At 52.5% G+C, this 21,385-nt stretch carries 13 protein-coding genes and 1 pseudogene; 4 read left to right on the top strand and 10 right to left on the bottom strand.

Annotation, left to right across the window (positions count from 1 at the left end; all coding sequences use genetic code 11):
• Window positions 1-6: 6 nt before the first annotated feature.
• From C772_RS09775 to glmS, 5 genes are all read right to left on the bottom strand, one after another.
• On the bottom strand, window positions 7-1,248 hold the full coding sequence (locus tag C772_RS09775; RefSeq protein ID WP_008299617.1) for an LL-diaminopimelate aminotransferase: 1,242 nt from the start codon (window positions 1,246-1,248) through the stop codon (window positions 7-9).
• Window positions 1,249-1,267: 19 nt separating this feature from the next.
• On the bottom strand, window positions 1,268-2,737 hold the full coding sequence (locus tag C772_RS09780) for a glutamate synthase subunit beta (protein ID WP_008299618.1): 1,470 nt from the start codon (window positions 2,735-2,737) through the stop codon (window positions 1,268-1,270).
• A gap of 19 nt (window positions 2,738-2,756) precedes the next feature.
• Window positions 2,757-7,241 carry a glutamate synthase large subunit gene (gltB, locus tag C772_RS09785; protein ID WP_008299619.1) on the bottom strand — a complete coding sequence of 1,495 codons (4,485 nt, stop codon included), beginning with the start codon at window positions 7,239-7,241 and terminating at the stop codon, window positions 2,757-2,759.
• 293 nt (window positions 7,242-7,534) lie between these two features.
• Complete coding sequence (locus tag C772_RS09790) at window positions 7,535-8,326, bottom strand: helix-turn-helix domain-containing protein (protein WP_008299621.1); 792 nt, start codon at window positions 8,324-8,326, stop codon at window positions 7,535-7,537.
• 261 nt (window positions 8,327-8,587) lie between these two features.
• Window positions 8,588-10,390 carry a glutamine--fructose-6-phosphate transaminase (isomerizing) gene (glmS, locus tag C772_RS09795; protein ID WP_008299623.1) on the bottom strand — a complete coding sequence of 601 codons (1,803 nt, stop codon included), beginning with the start codon at window positions 10,388-10,390 and terminating at the stop codon, window positions 8,588-8,590.
• A gap of 641 nt (window positions 10,391-11,031) precedes the next feature.
• Between glmS and C772_RS09800 the strand changes: the two genes are divergently transcribed.
• Both C772_RS09800 and C772_RS09805 read left to right on the top strand, forming a co-directional pair.
• Window positions 11,032-11,991, top strand: coding sequence for an anti-sigma factor (locus C772_RS09800; RefSeq protein WP_008299624.1), 960 nt, complete (start codon window positions 11,032-11,034; stop codon window positions 11,989-11,991).
• Window positions 11,973-12,266 carry a hypothetical protein gene (locus C772_RS09805; protein WP_008299626.1) on the top strand — a complete coding sequence of 98 codons (294 nt, stop codon included), beginning with the start codon at window positions 11,973-11,975 and terminating at the stop codon, window positions 12,264-12,266. The genes C772_RS09800 and C772_RS09805 overlap by 19 nt, the downstream gene beginning before the upstream one ends.
• Before the next feature lie 81 nt (window positions 12,267-12,347).
• Here C772_RS09805 and C772_RS09810 read toward each other — a convergent pair whose 3' ends face one another.
• The 4 genes from C772_RS09810 to kynU all read right to left on the bottom strand — a co-directional run bounded on the left by C772_RS09810 (window position 12,348) and on the right by kynU (window position 16,915).
• On the bottom strand, window positions 12,348-13,805 hold the full coding sequence (locus C772_RS09810; protein ID WP_008299628.1) for a DHA2 family efflux MFS transporter permease subunit: 1,458 nt from the start codon (window positions 13,803-13,805) through the stop codon (window positions 12,348-12,350).
• Between the two features lie 317 nt (window positions 13,806-14,122).
• Window positions 14,123-14,752 (bottom strand): arylformamidase, encoded by a 630-nt coding sequence (kynB, locus tag C772_RS09815; RefSeq protein WP_008299630.1) that lies wholly within the window; start codon window positions 14,750-14,752, stop codon window positions 14,123-14,125.
• 16 nt (window positions 14,753-14,768) lie between these two features.
• The gene (kynA, locus tag C772_RS09820; RefSeq protein WP_008299632.1) at window positions 14,769-15,623 is read right to left on the bottom strand and encodes a tryptophan 2,3-dioxygenase; all 855 of its coding nucleotides are present in this window, start codon (window positions 15,621-15,623) and stop codon (window positions 14,769-14,771) included.
• Window positions 15,624-15,640: 17 nt separating this feature from the next.
• Window positions 15,641-16,915, bottom strand: coding sequence for a kynureninase (gene kynU / locus C772_RS09825; protein WP_008299633.1), 1,275 nt, complete (start codon window positions 16,913-16,915; stop codon window positions 15,641-15,643).
• A gap of 187 nt (window positions 16,916-17,102) precedes the next feature.
• Between kynU and ilvA the strand changes: the two genes are divergently transcribed.
• On the top strand, window positions 17,103-18,371 hold the full coding sequence (ilvA, locus tag C772_RS09830) for a threonine ammonia-lyase IlvA (RefSeq protein ID WP_008299634.1): 1,269 nt from the start codon (window positions 17,103-17,105) through the stop codon (window positions 18,369-18,371).
• Window positions 18,372-18,419: 48 nt separating this feature from the next.
• Here ilvA and C772_RS09835 read toward each other — a convergent pair whose 3' ends face one another.
• A complete protein-coding gene (locus C772_RS09835; protein ID WP_035002018.1) occupies window positions 18,420-18,992 on the bottom strand; it encodes a uracil-DNA glycosylase in 573 nt (190 codons plus the stop codon).
• Window positions 18,993-19,071: 79 nt separating this feature from the next.
• Here C772_RS09835 and C772_RS09840 point away from each other — a divergent pair.
• Window positions 19,072-21,338 (top strand): annotated as a pseudogene (locus tag C772_RS09840) (ATP-binding cassette domain-containing protein).
• The last annotated feature ends 47 nt before the right edge of the window (window positions 21,339-21,385 follow it).

Below are 21,385 nucleotides of genomic sequence, written 5' to 3' on the forward strand. Positions count from 1 at the left end.
ACCTCCTTAAAAGAAGAACTTGCATGTCTGGAGCCTGCTTCTGATTTCATTCAGGATCATTTGCTCTTCTTCCGGCCCTTCTGCTTCGAATGTCACCGAAAAGCGCACGTAAGATCGCGCATCGTCCCATGGCACGGTGGAAATGGAGTGATCCTGGATCAGATAGTGGCTGAACGCTTCTGCATTCTGGAACGTCGGACCGTTTTCCACTCCGGCAGGCGCTTTGACATAAAGGAAGAACGATCCCTTAGGCTTCACCGCATCCAATCCGCTTTCCCGGAGGATGGAAGACAGTTTTTCGTGCCTCGCCGCATACTTTGCGGCTGTTTTTTCCGTGATTTCCGGGTGGGCCAGCGCATAGGCAGCCGCTTTCTGGATCGGGATGAATTGGCCCGAATCGCTGTTGTCCTTCACTGCAACGAAGGCGGATACCAATCTGGCATTCCCCGCGATAAAGCCGATCCGCCATCCGGTCATATTGAACGACTTGGAAAGCGAGTGGAGTTCCACTCCGACGTCTTTTGCTCCCGGGACCGACAAAAAGCTGAGCGGTTTGCTGCCGTCGAATACCAATGCTGCATAAGCGGCATCATGGACGACGATCAGTTCATGCTCTTTAGCAAAGCGGACAACCTCTTCAAAAAATGCGCTGTCAGCAACAGCTCCTGTCGGGTTATTCGGATAGTTCAGGTACAGCAGCTTCGCTTTCTCCAATGTCTCATCTGACAGAGAATGAAGATCCGGAAGAAAGCCGTTTTCTTCAAGGAGCGGAAGTTCAACGACTTCCCCTCCGAGGTACCGGGTATGGGTTCCGAGAATCGGATAGCCGGGAGTCGTGATGATCGACACATCGCCGGGATTGATCAGCACCTGAGGCAGCATGGCCAGTGCAGATTTTGTACCGATCACATGATTGATCTCCGTGTCCGGATTGAGACCGGCCACTCCAAACACATCCTGCATGTAGGCAGCTGCAGCCTGCCTGAATTCCGGAATCCCATTGTCGGCATAAAACCGGTTTTCCGGCTTTCTGCTTTCGATCATCAGTTCCCTGAGCACAGCGTCATCCGCCATGGCGTCCGGCTCACCGACACCAAGATCAATCAATGCTTTGTCCGGATTTCTCTGCAGCGCTTCCCGTTTGGCCCGCTTGATCTTCTCGAACTTATAAACTTCATTGTCCATTCCAAAGCGGGAACCTCCAATGCGCTCGGCAAACCGGTTCCGGATAAAGTCCGCACTCACCATTCTTTTTCCCCCGTCCGGTTCATGATGTTTTTCCTGTGATGTAGTTGTGGCATTCATCTGCAGCTTCCTTCCCCTCCTGGATGGCCCAGACAATCAGGCTGGCTCCTTTCCGGGCATCTCCGGCTGCAAAGACGCCTTTTCTCTGAGTCTGATAGGTGGTGCCCATCACTTCGACGTTGGACCGCTGATCGGTAGCTATTCCCAGGCTTTCCGTCTCGGCTCCTTCGAATCCGATTGCAAGCAGCACCAGCTGGGACGGCCAAACTTTTTCGGTGCCCGGTATCACTTCCCTGATTTTCTCGCCGCCTTTGACGATGGTCGTTTTGATCTCCGCACTTTTCACCCCGGAGACCCGGTGGCGGTCATCGTAAGTGAATTCAAGAGCAGTCGTGGCAAACTCTCTGGGGTCATGCCCGAACTTGGCGATGGCGTCTTGCTGTCCGGTATCGACCTGATGGATAACCGGGAATTGCGGCCATGGGTTTTCGGCTGAGCGAGCCTTCGGTCGTGCCGGATAGATATCGAATTGGACAAGACTTCTGCAGTTTTGTCGGACTGCCGTTGTCACACAATCCGTCGCGGTATCCCCGCCGCCGATCACAATGACGTCTTTGTTCTCCGCGGAGATGTATGCCTGATCCTGAAAGCCGGAATCCAGGTAGCTTTTCGTATTCAGATGCAGATAGTCCATTGCGTAATGGATACCGGCGGCTTCTCTTCCCGGGATTTCGAAGTTTCGCGGCCTGGTCGCACCGATACATAGGACAACGGCATCGTAATCCTCCTGCAATTGCTCAAGCGGTACCTGGTTCCCGACTTCGACGTTCGTTACAAACCGGATGCCTTCCTGCTCCATCAGCCTGATCCTGCGATCCACCACCTCCTGCTCGATTTTCGTTTTCGGTATCCCGTATGTGAGCAGGCCTCCAACACGGTCCGCCCGTTCATAAACGGTCACCTGATGCCCGTGCTGATTGAGGACAGTGGCGCATGTAAGACCCGCAGGTCCAGAACCGATCACCGCCACTTTCTTTTCTGAGCGCTCCGACGGGATTTTCGGCTGTACCCATCCTTCTTCAAACGCTTTATCGATGATGGCACGCTCGATGTTCTTGATCGTGACCGGCTCATTGGCAAGCGATGCCACACAGCCCCCTTCACACGGTGCCGGACATGCGCGGCCGGTAAACTCCGGAAACGGGTTGGTGCGGCTGAGCCGCTCGTAAGCCTCTTTCCACCGTCCCCGGTAAACCAGGTCATTCCATTCGGGAATCAGGTTATAAATCGGACAGCCTGTCGTCATTCCAGCCAATTCACTTCCGTTCTGGCAAAACGGCACCGCGCAATCCATGCACCTGGATGCCTGTTCACGCAATACCCGGTCAGGCGGCAATACGGAAATCTCTCTCCAGTCTTTGATCCGTTCATCGGTGTCGCGATAGTTCCCTGCGTTCCTCCGGTGATCCATGAAACCTGTAACGCTTCCCAACGGCCTCACCTCCTGTGTGTTAGTTCAGACTATATTGAAGTTCTTCACTTTGCCGGGGACTTTCAAGAATCCGTTTATACTCGGTCGGTATCACCCTTACAAACTGCGGGATATACCGGTTCCAGTCATCCAGGATCGACTTGGCAACCGGACTGTCCGTATATCGTGCATGCCTTCCAATCTGCCGTTTCAGGAACTTGATCTCTTCTCCATCCCGGAGCTGTTCGAGCGTCACCAGTTCATGGTTGCAACGGTTGCCGAAATCCTCGCTGTCCTCCGTCAGGATATAAGCAATTCCGCCCGACATGCCGGCTGCAAAGTTATCTCCGACTTCCCCAAGAATGATGGCAGTTCCGCCGGTCATGTATTCACAGCCATGATTACCGGTTCCCTCCACAACGACATGAGCCCCGCTGTTCCTGACACAGAACCGCTCGCCTGCAATTCCACGAATATAGGCTTCGCCGGAAGTAGCGCCATAAAAAGCGGCATTCCCGATAATGACGTTCTGTTCAGCCTGGAATTTTGAAGCGGTTGGAGGATAAATGGCAATCTTGCCTCCCGAAAGCCCTTTTCCGACGTAATCATTGGCTTCGCCTTCCAGGGTGAGGGTCATTCCCTTCGGCACAAATGCACCGAAACTCTGGCCGGCGGAACCCCTGAAATGCAGCTGCATGGTGTCGTCACCAAGCCCTTTTCCTCCGGTTTTCCGGGTCAGTTCACTTCCGGCACACGTTCCCACCGAACGGTTGATGTTCCGGATCGTCCGCTCAACACGGATTGGCTTTCCTTCCTCCATATGCTGATGGATAACCGGAAGCAGTTCCGTGCTGTCCAAGGTTTGATCAATGCGATGATCCTGTTCTACCTTCAGTTGGCGCACATCCGGCTGATAGTGGAAGATCGGGGACAGATCCAGTTTTTTTGCTTTCCAGTGTCCGGTTCCCGCCTGTGTGAGAAGATCGGTTCTTCCGATCATCTCTTCCATTGTCCTGAACCCGAGCAGGGCCATGTACTCCCTGACTTCCTCGGCAAAAAAGTGCATCAGCCGGACAATATCATCTGCAGTTCCGAGCATGTTTTTCCGGAGCTGCGGGTTTTGGGTCGCAATGCCGACCGGACAGGTATCCAGATGGCAGACCCGCATCATGACACAACCGAGTGAAACGAGCGGCATTGTGGAAAACCCGTATTCTTCCGCCCCCAGAAGCGCCGCAATGACCACATCCCGGCCGCTCATCATCTTTCCGTCCGTTTCAAGGGTGACTTTTTCCCTCAGGCCGTTCAATTTGAGTGTCTGATGAGTTTCGGAGAGTCCGATTTCCCATGGCATGCCCGCATGCTTGATGCTTGAACGGGCGGCGGCACCGGTCCCGCCGTCAAAACCGCTGATCATAATCACGTCGGCTTTCGCCTTTGCCACACCTGCCGCAATCGTCCCGACTCCGGTGCCGGAGACGAGCTTCACACTGATCCTCGCTTTTGGATTGGCGTTTTTCAGATCGTGGATCAGCTGCGCCAAGTCTTCGATCGAGTAAATATCGTGATGGGGAGGAGGCGATATCAGTTCGATTCCCGGAGTGGCCCCTCTCGTCTTTGCCACTTCAATCGTCACTTTGTGTCCGGCAAGCTGGCCGCCCTCACCGGGCTTCGCCCCCTGTGCCATTTTGATCTGGATTTCTTCGCTGTTCACGAGATAGTGGCTGGTCACCCCGAACCGCCCGGAGGCAACCTGCTTCATCTTGCTGCATTTGGAGTCGCCATTTGCCAATGGAACAAACCTCTCAGGATCTTCTCCCCCTTCGCCGCTGTTGCTCCTGCCACCGATCCGGTTCATCGCGACGGCAATCGCTTCATGGGCCTCCTTGCTGATCGAACCGTATGACATGGCTCCGGTCTTGAACCTCTTGAAAATCGATTCAACCGGTTCCACTTCTTCAATCGGTACCGGGGCTCCGGACGGTTTGATGTCCATCAGGCCGCGGAGCGTCGTCTTCATGCTCAGTTCCTCAGCAAGCAACCGGCTGTATTCCCGATAAACCTCATATTTTCCGCTGCGGACGGCCTGCTGAAGCAGATGGATCGTTTTCGGCTGGAACAGATGAGTTTCTCCGCCTGCGCGCCATTGGAAATCAGATCCGCTTTCAAGGTGCGGAGCGTTCTTCTCCAGTGTTTGTGCGTGCCTGTGCCGGACTTCCCTTTCAAGGTCATCGATTGTCAGTCCGCCAAGTTTTGATGGTGTATTCGGAAAGTAGCAGCTGATCACAGCATCGCTTATTCCGATCGCCTCAAAGATTTGTGCTCCCATATAGCTGCGCACCGTTGAGATTCCCATCTTGGACATGACTTTCAGGATGCCCTTTGTGATTGATTTCACATAATTGGTTATAGCGAGTTCTTCCGAGATCGCTTCTTCCGCTGTTGGAAGCGACTCGAAAACCAGGTATGGACAAATCGCATTGGCTCCGTAGCCAAGAAGCGCTGCAAAATGGTGGACTTCCCGCGGTTCACCGGAGTCAACAATCAGGCTGGTTTTGTTGCGCAACCCCTTCCTGATCAGATGATGATGAACAGCGGATACGGCCAGCAATGATGGAATGGCCGCAAAGCCTTCTCCGGCATCCCGGTCAGTGAGAATGATGAGATTGTCTCCCCGAGCAACTGCAAGCTCCACCCCTTTAAGCAACCCTTCAAGTGCATCCTCCATCCTTTCCGAAAGCGGAAAAGCCATGGAGTAATCAGCTGATGACCAGTCCGGGGTCTTTAAGGCACTGATTTTCCTAAACCCGGCCGGTGATAGGATTGGGGTTTCCAGGAGAATGTTCTTTCGGTCCAATTCTTCCGGACAAAGCAGGTTTCCGCTGCTGCCCAGCAATACTTCCATTGACGTGACCCGTTCTTCCCTGATCGCATCGATCGGAGGATTGGTCACCTGCGCAAATCTCTGCTTAAAGTAGTTGAACAGAAGCTGCGGCGCATCAGACAACACTGCCAGGGGGGCATCGTAGCCCATCGATGCGACAGGCTCGGAGCCTGTTCTGAACATTGGCTTCAGAACCTTTTCCCATTCTTCGTCGGTATATCCGAAAACAGCCTGTTTGAGAAGAACCTCACTCTCGGATCTGACAGTTCTCAGGGCGGTCACATCTTCCAGGTCTCCCAATGGAACTAGGAGATTATCTGCCAACTTTTTATAGTCGTTCTCCGATGCAATCATTTCTTTGATTTCGCCGTCTTCATAGAGTGCCCCGCTCTCCATATCCACCAGTACCATCTGTCCGGGCATCAGCCGTTTTTTACAGAGGACCCGGTCATCCGGGAAATCCACCACACCTACTTCCGATGAAAGGCAGACCACGCTATCCTCCGAGACGATCAGACGGGCAGGCCGAAGACCGTTCCGGTCCAGACGGGCACCGACCACATTGCCATCGGTAAAAGCCATGGCCGCCGGCCCATCCCATGGCTCCATGAACAGGCTGTGATACTGATAAAAGGCTTTTAGCCGGTCATCCATCCGGCAGTTTTTCTCCCAGGCTTCAGGCATCAGCATGAGCATCGCTTTGGGAAGGGACCAGCCCGATAAGACGAGAAATTCCAGAGCGTTGTCAAACATGGCAGAGTCACTGCCGTCGCGGTCAATGATCGGTAACAGTTCCGCAGCTTCCTCTCCCAGTAAATCCCTGAACTCTGCTTCCCTGGATTCCATCCAGTTCACATTGCCGTTGATCGTATTGATCTCTCCATTGTGCATGGCGTACCTGTATGGCTGTGCCCGGTCCCAGCTTGGAAATGTATTGGTGCTGAAGCGGTTGTGCACCATGGCCATCGCCGATTCATACGTTTCATTTTTCAGGTCTGCAAAGTAGTCCCTCAACTGGCTTGGGAGCAGCAAACCTTTGTAAATCAGTGTTCTTGAAGAAAAGCTGACCACATAATGCGGCTCGATATGAGCGTCTTTCATTGCGTTCTCAATTTTCTTCCTGACCTTGTAGAGATCCCTTTCAAACCGGATATCACCAGGCAGGTCATAAGGTGATTTCACGAATACCTGGCGGATATCGGGTTCGGAATCGACTGCCAGCTGATGCAGGTTTACCCTGGTCCTGGGGACTTCCCGCCAGGCCGCCAATTCCAGATTGGCATCTGCAATGGCCTTATGGATAATCGTTTCACAGAGTTCCCGCTGGTCCTCCGTTTTTGGAAGGAAGAACATGCCGACCCCATACATTCCTTTTTTCAATACAGGGGCCCCGGCATTCTCCCACTCTGTACGGAACAGCCTGTGTGGGATCTGGGTGAGGATTCCTGCACCATCACCCAGCTGGTTGTCAGCGCTGCTACCTCCCCGGTGGTCCAGCCGCTCCAGTGCTGTCAAAGCCTGCGCGACGATCGAATGTGACGGCTTTCCCTTCAGATGTGCAATGACTGCGATGCCACAGGAGTCGTGTTCAAAACGAGGATCATACATCCCTTCGCTTCCCGCCATCCAAGAATGATGCATAAATATCCTCCTTTACGAATCATTTTTCGAGTTACCTTTATGTTATTAGCTTCTAAAGAAAAAGTATTTAGAAGTTTTGGATAAATATTTGCACTTTTTGAACAATAAAACAAACGAATAATTCAGTTGTTTGCATCTGAATCATTCGCTTTATATAAAATCAGACCTGATATATATGTCGATTTTGGTTTCTATAATCTGTAAATCGGAACTTAAAATCTAGCTTGAATAAAAAAAGACTGCAACGGAGAGTCCTTCCCTCACCATTGAAGCCCATTTGAATGCTGCATATTTCATCTAATTTCTGACGGGTTTTTTCCGGTATATTGCTTGAATTGCCGGCTGAAATAATGAAGATCACGATAACCGAGCGCATGGGCGGCTTCCGTCACGCTCAGTCCGGTAAAGTGAAGAAGGTGTTCTGCCCGTTTGATCCTGCAGTGGACAACATAGGACTTTACGGTATGCCCAATGATCTGCTTGAACTTTTGTGAAAAGTACCGTTCTGAAAGATGCGCCCGTTCAGCCAGGCTCTCTACTGTATGAGGCTCACCCGGGTGCTGCTGGATATAATTCGCAATTTCTCGGATCGTTTCCGCCAGGCGCCTGCTATTCATATCCTCTTTTTCCCGGGATTCCCCATGTTCTTCCCTAAGCAGATGAATCATGAGCTGCTTCAGAATCAGCTTTCCTTCGGTTTCCGCGCCGTACGTCTCCACCAAAAACAGTCGGACATACCGGCTCAACAAGGATTCAAAGCTGATCGGGTCAGACAATACCCGGTGGGGACCAGGGATCAGCCGTGGTTCATTGGCCAGATCAAAGTGAATATAAGTCAGCACAAAAGGGTTCTGGGGATTATGAATGGCTTCCGTATCATCGCCCGGACGGAACAGGAAGCAATGTCCCTTTCCCACTTGATAAGTTTGTTTGTTCAACACCACGGTCCCTTCACCGCTCCATACATAAAACAGGTCATAATTCGGCATGGGATGGTCTCTTTTCTTCCATCTCCAATCCGGCTCACAGTGAATGGTTGCGAGCGCCGGCTTTAGTCCAAAGTCTTCCGGATTTAATTCAAGCATCCCATCCCTCCCAAATATAACAACATTCTTGAACCTGCAGTTCCGGTGTCCTGCCGATGAATGGGTCTGCTGATTTACTTGGAGGCTGTTGATTCTGATTGACCCTTTACTTTTCTATTATAATATTAAGATCAAATTACTATCAAATTTGAATCCAATGAATATGAACCCGGCACTTTTATGATTAAGGGCGGATGATCCATATATGAAGAAAGACTCCGGGGATATACCGGAGTCTAAAAAGCCTTTGTACAGCAGTGTTTATTCAACGGTGACGGACTTCGCCAGGTTGCGCGGCTTATCCACATCACATCCGCGGTGAAGGGCAGCATAGTAGCTGATCAGCTGGAGCGGAATGACTGAGACGAGCGGCGTCAGCATCGGATGGACGGCCGGAATGACGATTCGGTCGCCTTCCTCTTCAATGCCTTCCATCGAGATGATGCACGACTTGGCTCCTCGGGCACCGACTTCTTTGACGTTCCCCCGGATATTCGGGCTGACGGCTTCCTGTGTGGCAAGCGCAAACACAGGCGTCCCTTCCTCGATCAGGGCGATGGTCCCGTGCTTCAGTTCCCCTCCGGCAAATCCTTCTGCCTGGATATAGGAAATCTCCTTGAGCTTGAGTGCGCCTTCCAGGCTGACAAAATAGTCAAGACCGCGCCCGATAAAGAAAGCATTCCGGCTCAGTTCGAGGAAATCAAAGGAGAGGCCTTCCATTTCCTCTTTTCTTACGATCATCGTCTGAACCGCATTTGCGGCAATTCCAAGCTCCTGGACCAGGTCGAATCCGATCTCATTCCCTTTCTCGCCGGCAGCAAGGGCTGCGAGAATGGCGAGCACTGCAACCTGGGCGGTATAGGCCTTCGTCGAAGCTACCGCGATTTCAGGACCGGCATGCAGAAGGACCGTGTGATCTGCTTCGCGTGACAGAGTGGATCCCGGGACATTCGTTACAGTAAGGGACGGGTAGCCAAGTTCCTTGATTTTGACCAGCACCTGGCGGCTGTCTGCCGTCTCCCCTGATTGGGAGATAAAGACGAACAGCGGCTTTTCGGAAAGAAGCGGCATGTTGTAGCCAAATTCACTGGAGATATGGACTTCGGTCGGCACACCTGCAAGTTTTTCAAAGTATTCCTTCCCGACAAGACCCGCATGGTAGCTGGTTCCCGCAGCGATCACATAGATCCTGTCGGCACGATTGATTGCTTCGAGCGTTTCCTGATCAATGCTAAGCTTTCCGTTTTCATCCTGATAGGCTTGGATAATCTTTCTGAGAACGGCAGGCTGTTCGTCGATTTCTTTCAGCATGTAATGCGGGTAGGTCCCTTTTTCAATATCCGAGGCATCCAGTTCGGCTTTGTATGCTTCACGGCTGACCGCTTCACCGGTAATCTTGCGGATCTGGACATTTTCCTTCGTGACAATCACCATTTCTCCGTCATGCAGTTCGACGAACCGGTCAGTGACCTGAAGCATCGCCATCGCATCGGAAGCGATCACATTGAATCCTTTCCCGAGACCGACGAGAAGCGGTGATTTGTTTTTGGCGACATAGATGGTGTCCGGCTCTTCTTCGTCGATCACGGCAATGGCATATGATCCGTGAAGCATTGCAAGCGTCTCCGCAAACGCCTCTTCTGTGGTCATGCCTTCAAATACCAATTTGGCGATCAGCTGAACGATAATCTCCGTATCGGTATCCGAGACGAGCTGAACATCAGCAAGTTCCTCACGGCTGAGCTTCTCATAGTTCTCGATGACCCCGTTGTGGACGAGCGTGAAGCGGCCGGATACATCCTGATGGGGGTGTGCATTTTTTACGTTCGGCACACCGTGTGTGGCCCATCGAGTGTGGCCAATACCGGTCTGCGCTTCAATAGACTCATCCACAATGCTCCGCAGGTCGGCAATCCGACCTTTAGATTTGAAGAGCGACACCCCTTCTTCGCCGGCAACGGCAATCCCCGCAGAATCGTATCCGCGGTATTCCAGCTTTTCCAGTCCCCTCAACAAGATTTCCTTTGCATCCGATCCACCGATGTAGCCTACGATTCCGCACATATTCAATTCCTCCATTATCAGTCAATGTCAAATAAGCGTCCTGTTTTCCGTTTTTCAAACGGACAGTGGGCGCTGTCTTACAAGTTGGATTAATTCCGCACGAGCAGGCAGTTCCTGCTCCCGTATGCGGAAATTGATGCCGGCTTTCCCCTCTGTGTCACACAATCGCTTGTGTGTTTTGCTGGAAAGCATGACAACCGGGCATCGCGGTCGGGAGGCATCCGCCGAATTGTCGATGAACCTCCACCTCGTCTGCTGGGGCTGTGATCCGATTTCCCCAGCTCAGGCGCTTTTGATTGTTTTCCGATTTTGGCGTATCGCCGGCCCTCCTTCGCCGTTTTTTACTGCTTTTGTAATGTATTATACGGAAAGCGACATTGTCAATTACCTTTTACTTCAAAATCATTATTTTTATTGTAAAACCTTCCCTCTGCAGTATAAAAAGAAGAACGTTGTACCAGCAGGATATAGAAAAATGGTCAATTCCCATATTTCCGGAACTTTTCAGAAAATACTACGTTAATGATAAGGAACGAGTCCGTAAAGTAACTTCAATGACCTATTCCCCAAACCCGATTTACCGAATCCGAAAATGAACAAAAGCGGCCGAAACTGAAATTGCGTGAAATGGAGGAGATGGATTGGAGTTTTATAAAGAACAGAACAGCAACATAAAGAAACCGGTGGTGAACGCAAAAACCATGACTGTCTCTAAACAGACATTGATTCTGATCCCGATCATTGTCGCGCTGTTGATCGTACCAACGAGCTATATGCTGACTTTTGCCTATTATGCGTTCGGAACCAAATCCACGACACTGATGGATACCGCCAGCAAAGTTCTTTATCTGACAGAGCCGAATACCGCTCTTGAAGAAATGGAATTTGATATGGAGTTTTCCCTATTCTCAATGGATCTGTCATTTGATCAATACAAACAAGTCGGCGGTGAGCAATATCCAATCCGCCGTTATGACCTGCATTTTGTGCTTGACGATCTCGTGGATAAGGAAATGACCTCAAATCTTGAAAGGACACCGCCGAAGTTCCCGACTCAAACCAATCAGTGGCTTGTACACCCTGCGCAAGGGATGCCGGAATTCAACAGCGGACACGAATGGCAGGTACTTGCAGGGCTGCCTGACGAAACGGTTGTCGAAGCCTACCTATCATTTAATGACCTCTATCAAGTGATTGATGTCAGAAGTGAGTTGCCGGGCATCGATGTTGTCTGGGCTGCCATCTACACCGGAACCGAGGATGAGATGCTGAGCGCGGATGGGGATGTCGTTTCACCGATCGGCTACCCGGTACAGCCTGACCGGACATACTGGTCCCCTTTCCGGGATTCAATGTCACATGAAGAGACGTTCCTTCAGATGCTGAAGGACATTCAGCCGTATGAGGAGCTTGCAGCGGAAGTCTCTTCCCATAAAAACCTGGAACTCGAGGAACGGATTGCATTTATTGAGGAAAACGGCTTTGACACTTACGGTGCGGTGATCACCGGACCGAAGAGAGAGGTTGAGGCACTGAAAGATTCGGCGTTGATCCGGCATATGAAACTGGGTGAGGTGAAACTGTGGAATTGGACAAAGTAAAACTTAAATCTTTTCAGGTGCTCGGATGGTTCAGTGTCATTGCAGGTATCGTTGCGCTGGCGCTTCTGAACATAGCCATGCTGTCCGGATATGATCTGCCCATCACCAGCCAGCTCTCCTTCTGGATAACGGTCATTCTCATATCGGGCCTGATTTCCCTTTCCAACAGACAAAGCCGTTCACTTGGTTTTTGGGGACTCGGAATCGCGGTTTACCTGGCGTTTTTCATTGCCGTGATTTTCATCCTTGGGTGGATCATCGTGCCGTTCCCCTGATGCAGGCACAAGCACAACACATAATAAAAAGACTGCAGGCCGGATGAGTGATACTTTCCGATCTGCAGTCTTTATTATGAATCAGCTTCTTGAAGTTGCGGCATCCGTTGCCGGTGCAGCGCCTTGCCGTGAAGTCTCCGCAGCCGAAGACCTCATGAACAACGAACAAATGAGGCCGATCACGGAAATGGCTGTCGTGAAGTAGAATGCATATTTTACACCGGATGTCAGCACTTCGGCTTCCGTTGCACCCGGAGCCGATGCGCCATACGCTGCCTGCCCTGCGGTGAAGAGGGTAATGGCTACTGCCGTCCCTGCAGCCCCTGCCACCTGGTTCAGTGTATTCATCGCGGCCGAGCCGTCCGCGTAAAGGGTCCGTGGCAATTGGTTCAGCCCATTTGTCTGGGACGGCATGGTGACCATCGTCAGACCGACAAACATCACTGCAAATGACACAAGAACCTGCCAGGCTGGGGTGGAAGCGGACAGGAATGCCAGGAACCCAAGATTGCCGAGCAGCACAAAGACAAAGCCGATGATGACGAAGTAGCGCGGCCCCCACTTGTCGAACAGAGATCCGACAATCGGGGACAAAATGACATTCACCGCGTTGCCCGGAAGAAGAATCAGGCCAGCCGCAGCTGCGCTGAACAGCAGTGCCCCCTTCAGGTAGAGCGGAAGAAGGATGGCCGTTGCCAAGATGATCAGGATGCTGAGGAACATGATGAGCGTTCCGAGTGTGAACATCGGATACTTAAATACGGAGAGGCTGATCATCGGCTGGCTCATCCTTGTCTGCCGGATACCGAACAAAAGCAGTGCAATCAGTCCGACCAGAAGCGGTGCCCATACATAGACGGACGTGAAGGAATGCTCAGCCATCGTGCTAAGCGCAAAGATCAGTCCGCCAAAGCCGGCTGTCGAAAAAAGAATCGATAAGACATCAATGCGGGGTTTTGTGATTTCCGAGACGTTCACGATTTTCAGTGACGCGAAAATGATGAGGAACACATAAAAGATTGCACTCATCCAGAAAATATAGGGCCATCCCAGGGAAGTGATGATTACGCCCGATAGGGTCGGTCCAACTGCCGGGGCCGTCGTGATGACAAGGCCCATGAGCCCCATGACCACCCCGCGCCGGCTGACCGGGAAAATTAGCAGAACAACGCTCAGCATCACCGGAAGCAAAAGGCCCGTGCCGATCGCCTGGATGAGTCGCCCGGCAAGAAGAATACCAAAGGTCGGCGAGAATGCCGCGAGTAACGCACCTGCGAGCGAAATAGCGAGCCCGCCTATCACGAGCTGCCGTGTCGTAAACCATTTCATGAGAAGTGCCGAAACCGGCACGAGGATGGCCAAAACGAGCAGGTAGCCGGTCGTCAGCCACTGGGCGGTTGCCGGGAAGACCGAAAACTCGTCCATGATGTTAGTCAGTGCCATGTTGAGGGCAGTCTCGCCGAACAGGCCGATAAATGCGCCAAGCATCAGGATCAATGCCATCGTTTTGGGATTCTTCACTTGGATATGTGTTTCCATATTGCTCTCCTTTTACTAATACAGCCGGATTCCCCGGCAGGAGACGTGCCGTTCTCTTTCCTTGCAGCACGACCGTGCACATATGGAAATGACATCGCTCTTGATTAGTGTTCTTTGTTTTGGTCAGGGTTGATGAATTTGACCTTCCTCTGCCTCGCCGCCGTACACCTCCGGAAACGCCGATTCTCCAACCTTACCAAAAATTTTTTCTCAACGTCAACCCGGTTGACAAAATTTTTATTTCATGAGCACTCGGGCTTTTTCCGTTAAAAAACCTGCCGGAAAGGTGCTTCATGCCCTTTCCGGCAGGTTCGATTTTATGCTTTTTTGATGACGGCCCTAACCGGGCTCCCGTCAGCGCCATGGATGGCAAGCGGTAATGCAATGAAATCATAATCCCCCGGTTCAACATCAGCCAGCATCAGATTCTCGACGATATGGATGCCGTTGTCGCCGAGTGAATGGTGCGTCGGAAGTTCCTTGCTGTCGGTCCGGTCTACCGACGGGACGTCGATGCCCAAAAGGAAGATTCCCAATTCCCTGAGGTATGGGCCGATATCCGGCAGGAGTTCGATGAATGTCTCCGGAAAGACAAGCGGGTTGTTCGTCTCCGATGATTTCAGGAGAAGCCGCTCCACCCCTTCCAGGTCATAGTCTTCCAGTTCAGAACGTCCGAGGGATGGGTGTGCTGTCACATCGATGACCCTTGCCCTTCCGATATAGGTGTTGACGTCCAGCTCATGCAATTTCCTGCCAGTCCCGTCAAAATGAAACGGGGCGTCTGCATGGGTCCCCATATGCAGGCTCGTCCGGATCTCACCGATGTTGACCGATCCGCTCTGCTCCTTCGTGACGCCGAGCTCAAAACGGAAAGGCGTGTCCCCGGGCCAGTGGGCCATATCGTTCGTGAGCGGCTGTGTAATATCGATCCATCTTTTTTTCTCCATGTCTCTTCTCCCCCTTTCAAAGTGTCGTCCTCAAGTCCCACAGTTCCGGGAAGAACCGGTGGTCAAGTACTTGCCTCAGGTAACCGACACCCGACGACCCTCCCGTGCCTTTCTTGAACCCGATGATGCGCTCAACTGTTTTCATATGGCGGAACCGCCATTGTTGGAGCCAGTCTTCCACGTCGACCATTTTCTCTGCCAGCTGGTACAGATCCCAGTAACGGCCGACATCCCGGTATACTTCTTCCCATGCCGCCGCAACAGTGGGATCACCGGCATAGACGACTGTATAGTCCCGGTTGATCAGTTCCGGATTGATCGGGAAACCTTCTCTTGCCAGCGCTCCGATCGCTGCATCATACAGTCCCGGTGCACGGTAGGCCTCCTGCAGTTCCCGATGCACGTCCGGGTCTTTCTCATAGATTTTCAATATGGCTTCCGACTTGTAGCCGAGCGCGAACTCGATCAGCCTGTACTGATAGGACTGGAAGCCGGAAGCCCTGCCGAGGCTGTCCCGGAATTCCAGATATTCCGCAGGCGTCATCGTGGATAGCACATCCCAGGCCTGGATAATCTGCGACTGGATCTTCGAGACCCTTGCCAGCTTCTTGAACGCCGGCTGCATATCGTCTTTTCCGATGTCTTCAATGGAAGACCTGAGCTCATGCAGGATCAGCTTCATCCAGAGTTCACTCACCTGATGAATGATGATGAACAGCATCTCGTCATGGTGCCCGGACAGCCGTTTTTGAGAAGAAAGAATCTGATCAAGTGACAGGTATTCACCATAAGTCATCGATTCCCTGAAGTCCGTATGGATGTCCTTTTCCTGTTCAAGTGCTTTTTTCAGGTCAGAAATTTTCTTGGGCATTGCACGCCCCTCCTTTGTCAGGCGACGATGCCGCGTTTGTTTTCAAATTTCTTGTACGCTTCCTCATCCATGATCTTCTTGAGAATCCGGATGGTTTCATAGACATCCTCGAATGAGTTATAGAGCGCAGCCGGCGCCAGCCGGATACCTTTTGGTGCCCTGAAATCAGGAATGACACCTTCCGCTTTCAGCGCACTGCAGATGCGTGCAGCCTCTTCATGTTCCAGATAGACATGGCCTCCCCGCCGGGAATCTTCCTTGGGGTTTGCCAGTTTGAAGCCATATCCGTCAAGTTCCTGATCAATCAGGTCCATCATGAAGCGCGTCAGTCCGAGCGACTTTTCCCTCAGGCGTCCAAGGCCGGCTTCTTCGAAAAGCTCCAGCGAGCCGGCAAGCGGTGCCATGCTGAACATGTTCGGCGTCCCCACCTGATAAGCACCCGCATGCACAGCCGCAGTCATGTCATGTTTCATGTCAAACTGTTTTTCCTTGTCGGAGCCGAACCAGCCGGCAAGTCCGGGAGCCGCCCCAAAATGACGCTCATGGATAAACAAACCGCCAGTTGAACCCGGACCACCATTCAGGTATTTGTAGGTGCACCAGAATGCGAAGTCGGCTCCCCAGTCATGAAGGTCATGCTCCATCGCACCGACCGAATGGCAAAGATCGTATCCGATCAGGATGCCGTTCCGGTGTGCCGCTTCCGTCAGTGAAGGCATGTCGAGGACCTGCCCGCTCCGGTACAGCACCGACGGCAGGATTGCAATGGCAACTTCATCCGACATAGCGCTGATGATGTCTTCTTCCTCGATCAGATGACCGTCCCGGCTTTTTACACTGATCAGATGTTCTTTTGGATCCAGCCCGCGGAGCTCCAGCTGGCTTTTGATCGCGTAAATATCACTCGGGAAATTGAGTTCGTCCGCCAGGATCTTCGTCCTCTTCCCTTCCGGCCTGAAGAATGTGGCCAGGATCTGATGCAGATTGGAGGTGGTCGACCCGGTCACCATCACCTCTTCAGGATTGGCTCCGACAAACGGTGCCATTTTGGCAGAGAGCTCCTCCGGAAGATAAAACCAGGGGCGCTCTCCTCCTGTCCAGCCATTGATGCCATGCGCTTTCCAGGAATCCATCAGATCCAGAAGTGCCCGCTCCGCCCGGCGGGACATCAGACCAAGCGAATTTCCGTCCATGTAAATCGTTTCCGGCTGTATGTAGAATTCTTCCCGGAAATCCTTCAGGCTGTCCTGCCGGTCAAGTTCCCTCGCCTCTTCCATAGTCCTCTTCGCCATATCATGGCCCCCTTTGCTGTTTACTCCGACTGTACGGCAATGCCGGAAACCTTGCAAGCGCTTTCCGCAATAATGGCTAGTTTTTGAAGATATAATTGTACTCGAATCTTTAGAAAATTACCGTGAGATTTAGCTTTATCCGTGATAGAATAAAACCATTCAATTTCAAAAAAAGGTCGTGTTATGGATGCCAGCTACAAATGAACGGACTAAATTGCTCCACGTGGAGGATATTCTGATCGCCTACCAGAAGCTGAAGGAAGTCGTTGCACATACGCCTCTACAGCTGAATAAACGGCTTTCCGAAAAATACGGCTGCCGGATATACATCAAGCGCGAAGACCTTCAGCACGTCCGGTCGTTCAAGCTCCGGGGCGCCTACTACAAGATCAAATCTGTCGAGAACGAAGCCCGCGAAAAAGGCGTCGTCTGTGCAAGTGCAGGAAACCACGCCCAGGGCGTCGCCTATGCATGTGCCGAACTCGGCATCGAAGGCAAGATTTTCATGCCTCAGACCACGCCGAAGCAGAAGATCAACCAGGTGAAAATGTTCGGCCGTGACCAGGTCGAGATCATCCTGACCGGTGATACGTTCGACGAATCCTCTGCCCAGGCACTTGCCTATAAAGAGGAGCACGGCCAGCTGTTCATCCATCCGTTCGATGATCCTGTCCTGATGGCCGGCCAGGGAACGGTCGCAGTCGAGATCCTGAATGACATCGAAGAACCTGCCGACTTCGTATTCGCATCCATCGGCGGCGGAGGGCTGATGTCCGGACTTGCCACCTACATGAAGAATGTCTCTCCGCAGACAAAAATGATCGGTGTGGAGCCGGCGGGCGCCGCCAGCATGAAAGCTTCCATTGAGAGCGGACAGGTTACTCCGCTCGCTTCCATCGATAAGTTCGTCGACGGGGCTGCCGTACAGACACCGGGATCCCTCACTTATGAGATCTGCAGCGAATATGTGGACGACATCCTTCCTATTCCGGAAGGCAAGGTGTGTACGGCTATCCTTGACCTGTACAATGAACATGCCATCGTGGCAGAGCCTGCCGGTGCTCTGCCGATTGCGGCGCTGGATGAATACAAGGATGAAATCAAAGGCAAAACCGTGGTCTGTGTGATCAGCGGCGGAAACAATGACATCAGCCGCATGCAGGAAATCAGGGAAAAGTCCCTGATCCATGAAGGGCTCCTCCACTACTTCATTCTTGACTTCCCGCAGCGTGCGGGCGCACTCCGCCAGTTCCTGGACAATGTGCTTGGTCCCGATGATGATATCACGACGTTCGAATACACAAAGAAAAATAACAAAGAAAGCGGGCCGGCGATTGTCGGCATCGAGATCAAACATCCCGAAGACTACACAGGCCTGATCGAACGCATGACCACCCTCGGCTTCCCTTATAAAGAACTGAATAAAGACAGCTACCTTTTCGGCCTGCTGATCTGACTCCATTGCTGTCCGGCGTTGCCGGACAGTTTTTTTCGGTTCATCCGGTCAGTCCTGTTCAAGTTTGTTTTTGACAAGTGCCAAGTCTTCGAGAAAGAGTTTATAGAGATTGGGACGGCGCCTGACCGCCAAGGGATGGTAGGCAACGGTCGTCTCATAACCGTTTACTCTATGCCAACTGCCCCGCAATCCTTTCACATCCAGTTCGGGGTTCCCGAAAAACGATTGCACGGCGACATTTCCGAGGCAGAGGATAAGATCCGGCCGGTAAGTCCCCAGTTGTTCGTCCAGATGGCGCCGCATGCAAATGTCCCTCGCTTGTTCCTTGTCGTATTTCCGGACCGGCTTGCGTTTCAAGATATAGGTCACATAAAACAGCTTGTCGTCCAATCCGGTTTCAGCGATGGCCTGCTGGAAGGTCTGCCGGGTTCCGCAGACAAACGGATCCCCCTCCCGGTCCTCCCGGGCACCCGGGTTGTCGAGAATCACCATTATAGGCGCCTCCGGGTTCCCTTCTCCCCATACCATCCTCGTCCCGTGCCGGTCAAGCCCGCACTCCCTGCAATCCCGTTCACTTGCAGGAGTCGGATCCTCCGGCCAGATTCGGGGGCAAAATGGCATTTTTCATCACCTTCCCGTTCGTGTAAAGTACCTATAACGGACTTTTTATCTATAAACATTGCCCTGAAGGAGTGTCGTCATGCCATCCGTCAGCCAAGAATTCATCCGAATCATCCATGCCAATGAAAACAATCTGAAAAATGTCTCAGTGGACCTGCCAAAAAAGAAAATCACCGTTTTCACCGGTGTCTCCGGTTCCGGCAAGTCTTCGCTCTGCCTGGATACAATCGCTGCCGAGTCCCGACGCGAGCTGAATGAAACGTTTCCCAGCTTCGTCCAGCAGTATCTTCCGAAGTACGGAAGGCCCCGGGTCGGCAGGATCGAGAATCTGCCCGTGACAATTATCCTCGACCAGAAAAAGCCCGGCCAAAATTCGCGGTCGACCGTCGGGACATATACGGATATCTACGCCCAGCTCCGACTGCTCTATTCCCGTGTCGGCCGGCCGTTCATCGGCTATTCCGACGCATTTTCCTTTAACCACCCGTCGGGCATGTGCCCGCGCTGCGAAGGCATCGGCGAAGTGACGGACCTGGATGTCCACCGGCTGATCGATTTCGATAAGTCGCTGAATGACGAGGGAGTCATCAGTTTCCCGGCCTTTACCACGGGAGCCTGGCGGTGGAAGCGCTATATGCCTACAGCGGCCTGTTCGACCTGGACAAGAAAATCCGGGACTACTCACCTGAGGAATTGGAGCTGTTCCTTTACTCCCCACAGATCAAATTGAAGAACCCGCCGGCTAACTGGCCCAAATCCGCCAAGTTTGAAGGGATTGTCCCGCGCATGTACCGGAGCGTCATCACCCAGAAGGAAGGCAAACGCCACCAGAAGCTGCTCGACCAAATGGTGTCGACATACAAGTGCCCGGAATGCGGCGGCACCCGGGTCAACGAAAAAGTACGGAGCTGCAGAATCGACGGCAATAGCATTGCGGACGTGGTGGCAATGTCCATAGATGAGTCCGTCCAGTTTATCCGGTCCATCACCGACCCGATTGCAAACGAGCTTAAGAAAGAGCTGGAACTCCGGCTCCGCGCACTTGTCGACATCGGTCTCGGGTACCTGACGCTCAGCCGCGGTGTCAGCACCCTGTCAGGAGGAGAAGCGCAGCGGACGAAGATCGCGAAATACATCAACTCCGCGCTTACCGATATGGTTTATGTATTCGATGAGCCAAGTGCCGGTCTTCATCACTCCGACATCAGACGCCTGAGCACTTCACTGATGAAGCTGCGAGACCACGGCAATACGATCCTAATTGTTGAGCACCATCCCGAAATCATCAAATTGGCCGATCATATTATCGATATGGGTCCGAATGCCGGTGAACATGGAGGTGAGGTCGTATTCACCGGGAGCTACCCGGAACTCCTGGCATCGGATACGCTTACCGGACGGTCCCTGCGGCATTCCATTCCGCTGAATGACACCCCCCGGACGCCAGCAGGATGGCACCGACTGGAAAAAGCTGCGCTGCACAACCTGAATGATGTCACGGTCGATTTCCCTCTCGGTGTGCTCACAGTGGTCGCCGGCGTGGCCGGGTCCGGCAAAAGTTCGCTGATGCAGCTGTTTGAGCAGGATTGGACAGGACCGGTCGTCTCCATCAGCCAGAAAGCCATCGGAGCCACGGCCCGCTCGACACCCGCAACTTATCTGAACATTTCCGATGACATCCGGAAGCGGTTTGCCCGACAAACCGGGCAGGCGGCCTCCCTCTTCAGCTTTAATTCCAAGGGGGCCTGCCCTGCATGCGGAGGCAAGGGCATCATCGTCACCGGCATGCACTTCATGGATCCGATCGAGACGGTCTGTGAAGTGTGTGACGGCACCCGGTATGCCCCGGAAGTCCTTCAGTACCGGATGGACGGACAGTCGATTGCAGATGTAATGGGCATGTCTGTAAAGGAAGCGGTCGGTTTCTTCGAAGAGGAACCGTTTAAGGAACAGCTCATTTCTCTGGATCGTGTCGGGCTCGGCTATATCCGCCTGAACCAATCGATGTCGACTCTTTCAGGCGGTGAATTGCAGCGGGTAAAACTGGCGAGCCACCTGAATGAGAAAGGGACGGTTTTTATCATGGACGAACCGACAGAAGGTCTCCATACCGATGATACGCTGAAGCTGATGGACCTGTTTCACCAGCTCGTTGATGAAGGAAACAGCCTGTTTTTGGTCGAGCACCGGCTGGATGTTATCAAGCAGGCTGACTATCTCATTGAACTGGGTCCCGAAGGAGGCAATGCAGGAGGCAATATCCTCTTCACGGGACCACCCGGAGAGCTTCTGAAAAGCAGCAAATCCGTCACCAGGCCGTATATCGAGGAAAGCCTGCAACATTGATCTGCCAAATAGAAAAATCGGACCTTCGAAAAAACTGAAGGTCCGAT

The sequence above is a fragment of the Bhargavaea cecembensis DSE10 genome, from assembly GCF_000348905.1.
GTDB classification, from domain to species: Bacteria; Bacillota; Bacilli; order Bacillales_A; family Planococcaceae; genus Bhargavaea; species Bhargavaea cecembensis.

Excerpts from the sequence above, each read along its gene's own strand:
- C772_RS09775 (WP_008299617.1), bottom strand. The coding sequence starts at position 1,248 with ATGGTGAGTGCGGACTTTATCCGGAACCGGTTTGCCGAGCGCATTGGA.
- gltB (WP_008299619.1), bottom strand. The coding sequence starts at position 7,241 with ATGCATCATTCTTGGATGGCGGGAAGCGAAGGGATGTATGATCCTCGT.
- C772_RS09790 (WP_008299621.1), bottom strand. The coding sequence starts at position 8,326 with ATGCTTGAATTAAATCCGGAAGACTTTGGACTAAAGCCGGCGCTCGCA.
- glmS (WP_008299623.1), bottom strand. The coding sequence starts at position 10,390 with ATGTGCGGAATCGTAGGCTACATCGGTGGATCGGATGCAAAGGAAATC.
- C772_RS09810 (WP_008299628.1), bottom strand. The coding sequence starts at position 13,805 with ATGGAAACACATATCCAAGTGAAGAATCCCAAAACGATGGCATTGATC.
- kynB (WP_008299630.1), bottom strand. The coding sequence starts at position 14,752 with ATGGAGAAAAAAAGATGGATCGATATTACACAGCCGCTCACGAACGAT.
- kynA (WP_008299632.1), bottom strand. The coding sequence starts at position 15,623 with ATGCCCAAGAAAATTTCTGACCTGAAAAAAGCACTTGAACAGGAAAAG.
- kynU (WP_008299633.1), bottom strand. The coding sequence starts at position 16,915 with ATGGCGAAGAGGACTATGGAAGAGGCGAGGGAACTTGACCGGCAGGAC.
- ilvA (WP_008299634.1), top strand. The coding sequence starts at position 17,103 with ATGCCAGCTACAAATGAACGGACTAAATTGCTCCACGTGGAGGATATT.
- C772_RS09835 (WP_035002018.1), bottom strand. The coding sequence starts at position 18,992 with ATGCCATTTTGCCCCCGAATCTGGCCGGAGGATCCGACTCCTGCAAGT.